Below are 12,336 nucleotides of genomic sequence, written 5' to 3' on the forward strand. Positions count from 1 at the left end.
ATGATGTCAGACAGGCCTGAATGGGAACTACCGCCTCCGGGAGAACGCGAGATTGCGTCCACTCTTCCTGACCAAAAGTGGAGCGTGCATGGGCCGTAAGTCAAGATAAACCTGCATCTGGCGGGGGAAAATGCGTCAGGTTTCATCCTCGTCCCGTCGGCCGTGGCGCAGTTCGGCAGCGCCTTCGTTTACGGCTTGGAATGTGGCATTAGCGAGCTGCTTGCGGCTCTTGAAATCGTCGGGGTCAAGCGGCGGATGCATCAGAAGGGTCGCTCCCATCGAACGCCATTGCCCGAACGACCAGATGTGGGGCGTCAGATCCATGTCGCCATACCATGAAAAGACGTTCCGGCGGCTGCGTCCGACCGGGAGGCCTTCCAGCCGGTCGTAAACGAGCGAAATGGGCTGGATCAGGACAGGCGGAGCTTTCTCGGCCTCCTTGCGTTCCAGCCGGCCCGGCTTTGCGATCGCGAAAAAGGACGACATGAACTGAAGCACGCGGGACCCGTCGGAAGACGTGCCTTCCGGGAACAGCACGATGTCGCTCCCGCTTCGCAGACGTGCCGCCATTTCCGCGACTTCGCGGCCCGTGTCGCGGCGGTTGCGGGAGACGAAAATCGTCCCGCCCACGCGGGCGGCGCTACCGATGAGGGGCCATGCGCCGATTTCGCCCTTCGCGACGAACACGACAGGAAGAACGCTCCCGATCACCACGATATCGAGCCAGGAACAGTGATTGGCGACGTAGACGACAGGCCGTGCCCCGCGCTCGACGTCCTTACGGCTGCGAACGCCTCCTGCGATCCGCCCCACCACGCGGGTCCGGATCCCGAGGATCCGGCCGATCCCTTTCCAGAACAGGCGGGGAAACAGAATTTTCGCCGGACCCGGCAGGCGGATGAGAATCCCCTGAATGCTACAGATCCAGAACCCCCAGAGCAGCACAAGGACTAGCCGTACCACGCATTGCACACGCCCCATCAGGGTCGAGGGCGTGGTCGGCTGGAATCCGGAGAAATCCGCATTCTCGTCGAGGACCGGGCGGCTGTGACTGCGACGGCTGGATGGGTTCTGGGCATCATGATGGGACATGGGGGCTGAGTGATACGGTTTTCGATCCGCCGAGACAATCTTGTTTGTCCATTGCGCAATAATCATTCAGGTGAACCGGAGCTGATGGCATGTGCACCCTTGACAGGAGGGAGATGAAAAGGCTCCTCAGGGATATGCGGCCGCTTCTGTCGGGTCCGCGCCTTCCGATCGGTCTGTTTCGTGGATCGGTCGTATCTTCAAAACGGATTTCAGGAAGCCCGGTGAAGTCAGCTCGCCGTTCAGCCGCTCTCCCCATGTCTTTTGCGCTCGGCGTGATGACAACCGTCTTCTGCACCATGGGCCCCCATAGCGCCTTGGCCAGGAAGGCCGCCCACGCCCAGAAAACGGATACTCCGGGCGGAGAGCCGGCGGTTGCCTACACCGTGACGGTCACGCCCACGAAGAACACGGAACTTGACGCCGCCATGACGGCATCGTCGCAGCTCAAATCCCTTCAGGCGTCCCATGCCGTTGGAGGTTATGCGCTCGCCGGACGGATCCGTGGAGATTATGACCGTGTGAAAAACGCGCTGGAATCATTCGGCTATTACGCCGGAACCATCACCATCACCGTGAAGGCGAATGGCCATACGCTTGATGGCCGCGATCCGACTGTTCCTGATGTGCTGCGCGCTCTGCCTAAAGGGCAGAAAGCCACCATTACGATCTCTGCCCAGACTGGTCCCCAGTTCCATCTCGGAACCGTTTCCCTCACCACGCCGCCCCCCGCCCGGACCGCGACCCCGGCCGATGTCTCTGCCGTGAAGGCAGGGAACGCTACGGCGGGGCAGACTGTCTCCTCATTCTCCAGTGGAAAGGCCGGACGGCAGACGACGCATCCGGGAGGAAAGAGCGCACAGACCCCACAGGGCAATGCCGCTCCGCCCACATCGCAGGCCGCGGCGGCGGAAAGCACGCCCGTCACACTGACGCCGGAGGAACAGAAGGCTTTCAACCTGCGATCGGGGCAGCCCGCTGTCGCGGCTGATGTGCTGGCGGCGCAGTCCAATCTGCTGAACCATCTGCAGGAAGAGGGATACGCGACGGCAACCGTTTCGACGCCGCTAGCTTATCTGCGGCCGCAGACGAAGACGCTGGATGTGGTGTTCCGCATCCAGCGCGGGCCACGTCTGGTCATCGGTCCCATAGGCATGAATGGACTGAAAAACACCCATCAGTCCTATCTCCGCCGCCGCATTCCCCTGCATGAGGGAGAGCTGTACCAGCCGTCCCGGATCGAAAATGCCCGTCAGGATCTTGCAAGCACGGGTGTCTTCTCTTCCGTGCAGGCCAACAACGCCCCGCCCATCGTCACACTTCCGCCCGCGGAGAGCATGGTCCCGGGCATTACGCAGGCCATGCCGGTGCGGTTCGACTTCAAGGAATCCAAACCCCGGACCGTGGCCGCGGAAGTCGGATATTCGACCGATCTGGGCGAGCGTGCCGGTGTGAGCTGGACACATCACAATATCCTCGGCAATGCCGAACAGCTTCGCCTGACGGCGCTCATCACCGGTCTGGGCGGCTCGGCGCAGCAGGGGCTCGGTTATGATTTCTATGCTGACTTTCTCAAGCCGGACTTTCTGCACAAGGGTCAGAATCTGAGTGTACGTCTCGAAGGAATCCGTCAGTGGCTGTATTCCTATCACCAGACCGCCATTCTGGGGCGGGCGGGCATCACCCGCCATGTAGGACGGTACTGGAGCCTCTCCGGCAGTCTTTCAGCCGAGCAGGAACAGATCCAGCAGTTTGGCACTACGCGAAACTACTTCATCATCTCTGCGCCGCTCTATGCCAACTTCGATAACACCCAGCTGAGCAACCCGATCGATCCTGCCACGCATGGTGTCCGGGCTTCCCTCTCCGCCACACCTTCCGAGTCGCTGGAAAGCGGCTCCTCGTTCTTTGCCATTCTGTCCGCACAGGTTTCCACCTATTTCGATCTTGCCCATCTGGGGCTGACGAAACCGGGGAAGAGCGTCATCGCCGTGCGTGGTCTGGTCGGATCCGTCCAAGGTGCCTCGACCTTTCAGATCCCGCCTGATCAGCGGCTCTATGCCGGTGGTCCCTCAACCGTGCGCGGATTCCGCTATCAGGGTGTCGGTCCACAGTACGGGCATACGAAATACGGCATCGGCGGCACCTCCATGGATGCTGGCTCCGTCGAATACCGTCAGCGACTCCCCTGGAATCTGGGTGTGGCAGGTTTTGTGGATGCCGGTCAGGTCGGGACGGGATCCCGGCCGGGTGAAGGCAAGCTGCGCGTGGGTTATGGTGGTGGCGTGCGGTATTTCACGCCGATCGGGCCTGTCCGTGTGGATGTGGCGCTGCCTATGAACCGCCCGGTCGGTGGCGACAAATGGGAACTCTATTTCGGCCTCGGGGAGACGTTCTGATGCGGCATTGGCTGACGCAACACCGGAAACTTCTCCTGCGGATCGCGGCTGGCGTAGTTGCGGTTCCAGTCGGGCTTGTGGTGCTTGCACTTGTTGTCGTGCTGGTCGGAATCAATATAGGTCCGGGCCAGCGACTGATCGAACGCAAGGTCGGTCCCCTTACGGGCGGAATGGTGCAGATTTCCGGTCTTCATGGGATGCTTCCCCAGCATCTCGCCCTGACGAAACTGGAGATTCGAGACACAAAGGGAACGTGGCTCGAACTGGATGATTTCGACCTGCGCTGGTCGCCGCTGTCACTCCTGCATTTTGATGCTTCCGTCAGTAATCTGAGTGCCTCGCGGCTGGCTGTAACGCGGGCGCCCGTTTCAGAGTCTTCCTCGTCTTCGGAGACATCCTCTTCCAGTTCCGCTCCATCGAAGCTGAACCTGCGGGTCGATCTCGCCCGTCTGGATGTCGGCCGGATTGAGATCGGTCCCTCCTTCACGGGGCAGGCGAGCGTGTTCTCGCTGAACGGGCACGCCCATATCGCCAGCATTGCGCCATTTCTGAACGGCGTAACGCTCAAAACCCTGCCTGTCATGGATATGGGGCTGGGGCTTAAGCGGCTGGATGTTCCCGGTGGCCTGACCCTGACGGCCCAGACACCCCGCAACCGTCTGGCGCTTGACCTGCATTTTCAGGACGCCGCAAACGGTTTCATCACCACTCTCGCCAAAACGCCGCAGCTTGATCCGCTGGACCTGCATCTGAACCTGACCGGACCGCGTGATGCTGCCATTCTTGCGTTCGGACTGACTGCCGGACCGGTCACGGCGTCCTCCAGTGGAACGATCAACCTCTTTACGCGCGCCGGTGATCTGCACGTGAAGGCCAACGCTCCAGCCATGACCCTCAGGCCCGGTCTGAGCTGGAACGCTATCACACTGGAGACGAACCTGCATGGTCCCCTGATGGCTCCGAACGGACAGGGTGCGTTCGACATCGACAGCCTGAGCGCATCCGGGGCGGCCATCGGTCATCTGCATGCGCAGTTTGACGGCACCGAGGGCGCCAGCCCAAGCGATACGCTGGCGCATCTGACTGCCGTGCTGGACGGTCTGCGCCTGCCGGGCTCCCAGCCGCGTCTTCTGGCGGCCGCGCCACTGACGCTGGATGTCAGCGCTCATCCGCTGGCAGCGACCATGCCGGTCGTGGCGAAGATCGACCATCCGCTGATCCATGCCAGCGCCACAGCGGACATCAAACCTGCCGCGAAGGGACATCTTTCCCTTTCCCTGCCAGATCTTCAGCCTCTGGCAGCGATGGGCGGCACGCAGCTGAAAGGCAGCGCGGGTCTGGAGGCAGATTTCGCGATGCCCCGTACGACCCATGATGATCTGACCCTGAACAGCACGGGCACGCTTTCCCTGACGGGAGGGCAGGCACAGGCCGTCAGCCTGATCGGTCGTGACGGACATTTCGCTGTCCAGCTTGCAAAGTCGCCTGCCAATGTCCTGACACTGCGGAACTTCGGGCTGGATGGCCGGGCGCTGCATCTTCTGGTGTCTTCGGTCGTCGATCTCGCCCACGGCAACACCATGCAGACCCAGGCCTCTCTCTCCCTGCCGGATCTGAAACAGGTCAGTCCGGCCATCCAGGGGAAGACGGTCCTGAAGGCCACGGCGGACGGTCCGACCAGCGATCTGGCGGTCAAGGCCGATCTGTCGGGTGATTTCGGTACGAAGCAGGTCGCTAAGGGACCGATCGCGCTGGATGCGGATTTCCAGCATCTGCCATCGCGCCCTCAGGGAACGCTCAAGGCACACGGCACGCTCGATCACGCGCCTCTTCTGCTTGACAGTGCCTTGCAGCAGGATGATGCGGGTGCCTATCACCTGACGTTGACCAAACTCGACTGGAACAGCCTGTCCGGACACGGCAGGCTGAAGCTGCCAAAAGGCGCGAAGGTTCCTCTCGGGGATCTGGATGTCGGGGTCAGGAATCTCGCGGATTTCCGCCGCCTGATCGGACAGGCCATCGCCGGCCATCTCACACTGGCCATTCACACGACGGAGGCGGCCAGCGCGCCGCCTGTGGTTCATATGGGGCTGGACGGGATGCTCGTCATGCAGCAGGCAAGCGTGCAGGCCCTGAAGGTGTCGGGTACCGTCACAAATCCCATCGATAACCCCAATCCCAATCTGACGCTGGATGTCTCCGGGCTCAGGGCGCAGGGCATAACGGGCAGGGCGCATGGAACTGTCCGCGGCCCGCAGAGCGGCATGGCCATCGTTCTGACCGGTGCGTTCCAGAATGTGGCCGGTGCGCCAGCGGATATCGACACGTCACTCCTGCTCGACATGCCGAAAAAGACCGTCCGGCTGGACCGCCTGACGGCTACGGCCAAGGGGGAACACATCCGTCTCGGCGGTCCGGCCAATGTGTCTTTCGGCAAGACGATGGGCGTCGATCACCTGCGGGCAACCGTGGCGCCGCAGGGCGTATCCCCCGCGACCATTGATGTCGCCGGGACGTTCAAACCCAATCTGAACGCAACCGTCCGGCTGGAGAATGTATCCCCCGCGATTGCCCGTCCTTTTGCGCCTGATCTCGCAGCCAGAGGTACGATTTCGGGCAATGCGAAACTCGGTGGCACGATCGAGGCTCCGACTGGCACCGTTTCCCTGACCGCGCGGAACCTGCATATGCAGACGGGGCCGGCCGCTTCCCTGCCGGCCGCGCAGATCCTGGCCAATATCGGCCTTGCAGGGAAAACGGCGAAAGTGGACGTCTCCATGGACGCCGGAGCAAAAGTGGCTCTGGCTGTCCGCGGTACCGCCCCCCTGTCCAGTACCGGCCCTATGGCGCTGGCGACGACCGGGCATGTTGACCTCTCGGTTGCGAATGCCGTCCTGGGCGCGAACGGGATGGGCGTCGCCGGACAGGTTGCCATCAACATGAACGTGGCCGGTACGGCGTCCCAGCCCCGTGCATCCGGACAAATCGCGCTCCAGAATGCGGCTTTCGATCATTACGCGCAGGGTGTGCGGCTCAATAACATCAACGGTACGCTGGTAGCCTCTGGTGACAGCATCGCCATCAATCATATCCTCGCCCATGCCGGGGCGGGAACCATCGCGCTGGATGGCACGGTCGGCGCTTTCCGGCCGGACCTGCCCGTTGATCTGCATATCGTCGCCACGAAGGCGCGCCCGATTTCGAGCGATCTGCTGACCGCGACGATCAACACCGATCTGCATGTTCATGGACAGGCCACGACGCGGCTGGATGTGGACGGCAAGGTCGTTATTCCCAATGCGACGATCAACATTCCGGATTCCATGCCGTCTTCCGTGCCGCAATTGACCGTCATCCGACCCGGAGAAAAAGCTCCCTCCGCCTCGGATAGCAGTCTGATCATCGGTCTTGGAATCGATGTCGTCTCGCCGGGTGAGTTCTTTGTGCAGGGGCATGGCGTGTTCGCGGAGATGCAGGGAACGCTGCATGTCCGTGGCACCAGCAGCGCGCCGGACGTGACCGGAGGATTTGATCTCAAGCGTGGCAATTTCAATCTCGGCGGCGTCAATCTGAACTTCACGCACGGGCGCGTCGGCTTCAATGGTTCGGGCGTGAGGCACAGCCTCGATCCGACGCTGGATTTCCGGGCGGACCGCAATGCCAGCGGCACTGTCGCCAGTCTGCTCGTGACAGGATATGCCAGCGCGCCGAAGATCGATTTCAGTTCCGTTCCCAGCCTTCCGCGGGATCAGGTTCTGTCCATCCTTCTGTTCGGAACGGACAGCCATTCCCTGTCCACGACGCAGCTTGCCGAGCTTGGTGCCGCAGTGGTGCAGCTTGCAGGCGGGTCCGCCTTCGATCCTTTGAGCAAGATCCGCAATACGCTCGGACTGGACCGTCTGGCGATCGGCGGTGGCAGTGGCGTGGATAACGGCGGCACCAGCGTCGAAGCTGGCAAGTATGTCATGAAGGGCGTGTATGTCGGGGCCAAGCAGGCCACGTCCGGCTCCGGCACGCAGGCGCAGGTTCAGGTTGACCTGACCAAGCGTCTGAAGCTGAACACGACGGTCGGAACGGGTGGACAGGTGACAGGCTTCACCACGCCGGAAAACGATCCTGGATCGAGCGTGGGCCTGTCCTACGGCTTCAGTTACTGACGCTCGTCCACAGCCTTTTCAAGCAGGTCAGCTACACGGCTCACCACATCCGTCCAATCCCGGAAACAGGTCTGGCGGACGATCCGTAACTGTGGGTACCAGGGGCTGTCCTCCCGGTCGTGAAGCCAGCGCCAGCAGTTGTTGAAGCGGTCCATCATGATGACCGGTTTGCCCATCCCGCCTGCCAGATGCACCATCGAGGTATCGACCGAAACCACGATGTCGAGATTGGCGACCAGGGCCGCCGTGTCGTCCATATCCCGGCACTCGGGCATGTAATCCACGAGATGGGCCGGGAAATCGGCAATCTGGCTGGCGGCGGCATCCTTTTGAAGGGAATAGAACGTCATGCCGTTGACGGCGGAAAGCGGAGCCAACCGGAGCAGGGGAATGGACCGCTGGCGATCCACCATCATGGCGGCCGTGTTCTCCGGGCGGGCGCCACCGGCCCAGACAAGTCCGACCCGAAGCTGGTGATCAGCCTTCAGGCGGTCTTTCCAGAGATCCGCCTTGACCGGGTCCGCCGAAAGATAGGGAACCGGAGCGCCCATGGCGTCAGGTGTGCCCGCAAAAGCGCGTGGCAGGCTGATGAAGGGGCAGTGATAGTCGAATTCGGGCGTGGTCCCACCGACCTGAACATGGGAAACACCTTCGACGCGGCGGCAGATGGCGGCCAGCGTCTCCGCGCCCCAGATATGTATGATGGCGCCTGTCCTGCCGAGGGCCGGAATATAGCGCAGATACATGAGCGTATCGCCCAGACCTTCTTCCTGCGTAACCAGCACGCGCTTACCCCGGAGATCGATGTCCGGGGAAATGTTGGGCAGGAGTCTGTCCAACGGCAGGTTTGTATGCCCCGGCAATCCGAAGCGCCATTCATGCTCGGCCCAGCCCTGCGCCATGCGTCCGCTCTTGAGCATGGTGATAGAGTGGTTGAGCCGGAGCTGAGGCTCCTGTGGCGCGAGCGGAATGGCCTGTCGGTACAGGTTCGCCGCTTCTTCGAGTCGGCCGATGCTGCTGAGAATGCAGGCCTTGTTGCAGATGGCGGCCCAGTCTTTCGGGGCGCTCTGGCGCAGGGTATCCATCAGGGTCAGGGCTTCGTCGAACTCGCCCTTTTCCGTCAGGATCATGACCAGAAGGTTCAGGGCGGACTTGATGCCCGGGCGGCGTCGCAGGCTCTCGCGGATAAGGGCTTCGGCTTCATTGAAATGTCCCTGATGCAGCAGAAGCGTCGCCGCAGCTTCCAGCAGACGTGTATCCTGCGGCGCCAGTTTCCGGCATTCCCGCAGCAGCGGCAGCAGTTCATGCCGAAGCCCGAGGCCCGGTGCCTCGTCGATCAGTCCTGTAATGGGATGTGGTCCGTAAGGCGTGCTGGCCTGTTCCAGTTCGGCCGCGGCTTCTACGTGACGGGAGAGACGGAACAGAGCCCTGGCCCGCAGCAGGGCGGCCGGGATCCGAACTTCCGGTGTGGAAGGCAGATCCTCGACAACGACAAGATCCAGAACGCGCTCCGGCTGGTTTGCATGGAGGGCTGCGACAGCGTCCTTCAGCGGATTTTCATCCGCAGCCGTTTCCGCGGGGTCCAGTACAGCCGACATGCAACTCTCCTCCGATCAACCGGAATGCGCCATGTCCTGAAGGGCGTCCAGTATGCTCGCAAGAGTATAGGGTTTGGAAATGAAACGGTCACGCGAGGGGTCGTTTGATGTCTCGTTGCGCCTCAGGTCTCCGTGCCCGCTGATGTAGATGACAGGCAGATCCGGCCATTTTTCCCGGGCGGAACGGCTGAGCGCCATCCCGTCTCCATCCGGCAGGGTGACATCGGCCACCACGGCGTCCAGAGCGGCCGTCTGTGTGATGATGGCTTCGGCTTCAGCACAGTTTCCGGCTTCCATGACCGTCAGATCATTATCCTGCAGGAATTCCGCAAGACAGGTCCGGATCAGGAAATCATCCTCGATAAGGAGGACGGAGAGGGAAGGTTTCATATGCGTTTACGATGACCAGTTTTTTTCGAAATCGTCATAGAGGGTCAGTCCTCCGTCCACATACAGGGTCTGTCCCGTGATGTAGGAACTGTCCTCTGCGGCCAGGAAGGTGATGGTATCGGCGATTTCACGACTCTCCCCAGGGCGCTTCATGGGGATATGACTGGAAACGGCCTTATATTGCTTGGGATCATCGGTCCACGAGCTGTTGATCGGTGTGACGATGGCGCCCGGCGCAACCGCGTTGACCCGGATGTTCCGGCCGGCATATTCCAGCGCCAGCGTGCGGACGATATTTCCAACCGCGCCCTTGGAGGCGGAATAACCCAAGTAATGCGGCTTGGGAATAGCCTGGTGAACGGAGGAATTTACAATGATCGTGCCCCTGATACCGTTTTCCAGCCAGTAGCGGATGGCCTCGCGACAGCACAGCATAACACCCGTGACATTCACGGCCATCACGCTTTCGAAGTCTTCCAGCTTGATATCTTCGGAGGGGCAGGCGATCTGGTATCCCGCATTACAGACCAATACGTCCAGGCCCTTCATGGCTTTGATGCTTTCGGCCATGATGTTTTTGACGGCTTTTTCCTTCGAGATGTCACCGGTTGCGATCGGGTGTTCACCTTCGGCAACCTTTGGCATCTTTGCCTGAACGGCTCGGAGCTTGTCTTCCTTGCGGCCATTGATGGCGACCTGCGCACCTTCTTCGGCGAAGCGGATGGCGGTTGTCTCACCGATGCCCTGTGAAGCACCTGTCACGAAGACTTTTCTGCCGGCAAAGCGATCTTTGTAAGGGGCGGGCATACTGTCCTCACCTCTCCTGAAAACTGAAATGGGTGTGAAGCGGCAATCTTGGATGTGCCGCTGCTTTGCCAACGCGAAAGAAACGGGGAGGGATGCAATAAAAAACCGGCTCTTTTCCGGATGATGAGGGAAAAGAGCCGTGTGGTCGTTTTGGAAGCCTCAGGCGGCTTTCATGGTTTTGGTCAGGTTTTCGAGGACCGTGGCCGGGTCGGTGTTTTCCAGAACGGCCACTTCCGCAACGAAACGTTCCTGTGCGGCTTCGAACAGCTTGCGTTCTGAGAAGCTGCCGTCGAGACTGTCCACGTTGCGACGCAGATCCCGCAGGACCTCGGCAATCTGGATCAGATCGCCGGAATTGATCTTTTCCTGATAGGCCACGGCGCGGCGGGCCCACATGCCTTTGCTGACATGGGGCTTGCCCTTGATGACAGTCATCGCCTTGTCCACGATGTCCCGCGTGACGATCTTGCGCAGGCCGGCCTTGCGGGCCTTGGCCAGAGGGATGCGAAGCGTCATCTGGTTGCCGGGAAAGGAGATCTGGATCATCTCGATGGCCGTATCGGCAACCTCGACCATTCCGATCCTGTCCACCCGGCCGACGCCATGCGCTGCGTAAACGATGGAGTCACCCTCGCGGAAGGGATCCTCGTCATGATCCGGCTCGGTCTGGGACGCGGTGTTCTTGGCTGCGGCACGCGCCATTTCGTCGGTCATGCCGCCCTTCTGGGGTGTCTTGAAGGTGTTCATAGAGACGGAATATAGCAGAAAAACCACTTTCTGTCTTGTGCCTTCGCGCTTTATCTCACGGCTGTACGCCATCCACGGCAGCAATGGGTGGTGGTGCTTCGTCTCCGATGGGCTGGAGCAGGTCGCGTTCAATGTTCCGTGCCATGGTCGCCATCGGCAGGGAATGGACGCTGCTGGTGAAAGGCTGCTGAAGATCGCGGCCGCTGCGATCAAGCATCTGGAACAGGACGCCGATGATGCTGGAGCCCAGCGGGGTGATCCAGCCCAGCGTCTGCACGGCCGAGAGTGGAAGGATGATGCAGAACAGATGCGTGACGAGTTCCGGTAGAAGCGAATACTGGGCGGGGAGTGGTGTATTCCGGATGCGTTCCAGTCCCCCCTGGGCGTTGGCAATGTCCGACAGGATGCGGTCAACCGTGCCATGAACGGCGCCGTCGATGTTCAGATGCTCCACCTGTTCGCGCACGCCCAGCCCGATTTGGTAGAGCAGGGCATTGGCTGCGTTCGAGCAGGCAAAGACCCGGCCATACATCTCCGGTGTCAGCAGACGACGGACATCCTCACTGGGTGCGTCCCCCCGCAGGGCGGCGCGCAGGACATGAGGGTAGGCTGCCATGGCGCGGGCAAGATCCGGACGGCCCCCGAGAAGGGAAGCCGCCTCACGCCCGAATGATCGGCAGTTATTGGTGATGGCTCCCCAGAGCGTGCGACCTTCCCACCAGCGGGCATAGGCTGCGTTGTTGCGCATTCCTAGGAACAGTGCCAGTGCCGAGCCCATGAGTGAGATCGGAAGGGCAGGCTGTTCCATCCACTCCTGATGGTAGATCTGAAAGAGGATCACCACGACGCAGTCCCACAGTGCCAGGATCAGCAGGGGAGGCAGGGATTCCCAGAACAGAATGGCCAGTCCGTGCCGACGGTTAACGATCAATCGCGCGTCTCCACATGAGGATTAAGGAAGCCTTCAAGACTATCGACCAAAGGCACACCCGGCCAACAGCAAAACATTTCAGTTCGTTATCCCCTGACGGGTATTTGAAAGACTGTCCGGACGCAGGCGCGATATCCCCGGCACCGTTGGAAGGAAAATGCCGTCGGCCCCTTGCCGAAACGGCTTTTCATACGACACCCTGACCGGACTGAATGTTA

The 12,336-nt window shown here is 61.1% G+C and carries 8 protein-coding genes; 2 read left to right on the plus strand and 6 right to left on the minus strand.

The annotated features are described in order from the left end of the window. Positions 1 to 135: 135 nt before the first annotated feature. On the minus strand, positions 136 to 1,158 hold the full coding sequence (locus GMO_RS03375) for a lysophospholipid acyltransferase family protein (protein WP_342632837.1): 1,023 nt from the start codon (positions 1,156 to 1,158) through the stop codon (positions 136 to 138). Positions 1,159 to 1,313: 155 nt separating this feature from the next. Between GMO_RS03375 and GMO_RS03380 the strand changes: the two genes are divergently transcribed. After that, entirely contained in the window at positions 1,314 to 3,488 is a 2,175-nt protein-coding gene (locus tag GMO_RS03380; RefSeq protein WP_040507749.1) for an autotransporter assembly complex protein TamA, read from the plus strand. Beyond that, positions 3,488 to 7,645 carry a translocation/assembly module TamB domain-containing protein gene (locus tag GMO_RS03385; RefSeq protein WP_008850870.1) on the plus strand — a complete coding sequence of 1,386 codons (4,158 nt, stop codon included), beginning with the start codon at positions 3,488 to 3,490 and terminating at the stop codon, positions 7,643 to 7,645. Before GMO_RS03380 ends, GMO_RS03385 begins: the two co-directional genes overlap by 1 nt. Here the strand turns inward: GMO_RS03385 and GMO_RS03390 are convergent. The 5 genes from GMO_RS03390 to GMO_RS03410 form a co-directional block, all read right to left on the minus strand. After that, on the minus strand, positions 7,639 to 9,243 hold the full coding sequence (locus GMO_RS03390; protein WP_008850871.1) for a tetratricopeptide repeat protein: 1,605 nt from the start codon (positions 9,241 to 9,243) through the stop codon (positions 7,639 to 7,641). The two genes, GMO_RS03385 and GMO_RS03390, sit on opposite strands and share 7 nt — an antisense overlap. Positions 9,244 to 9,258: 15 nt before the next feature. Further along, entirely contained in the window at positions 9,259 to 9,633 is a 375-nt protein-coding gene (locus GMO_RS03395; protein ID WP_008850872.1) for a response regulator, read from the minus strand. Positions 9,634 to 9,639: 6 nt separating this feature from the next. After that, positions 9,640 to 10,440, minus strand: coding sequence for a glucose 1-dehydrogenase (locus tag GMO_RS03400; RefSeq protein ID WP_008850873.1), 801 nt, complete (start codon positions 10,438 to 10,440; stop codon positions 9,640 to 9,642). 159 nt (positions 10,441 to 10,599) lie between these two features. Next, complete coding sequence (locus tag GMO_RS03405; protein WP_008850874.1) at positions 10,600 to 11,187, minus strand: CarD family transcriptional regulator; 588 nt, start codon at positions 11,185 to 11,187, stop codon at positions 10,600 to 10,602. A gap of 55 nt (positions 11,188 to 11,242) precedes the next feature. Next, a complete protein-coding gene (locus GMO_RS03410; RefSeq protein WP_008850875.1) occupies positions 11,243 to 12,118 on the minus strand; it encodes a bestrophin family protein in 876 nt (291 codons plus the stop codon). Positions 12,119 to 12,336: the final 218 nt, after the last annotated feature.

This window comes from Gluconobacter morbifer G707, assembly GCF_000234355.1.
Classification (GTDB): domain Bacteria; phylum Pseudomonadota; class Alphaproteobacteria; order Acetobacterales; family Acetobacteraceae; genus Gluconobacter; species Gluconobacter morbifer.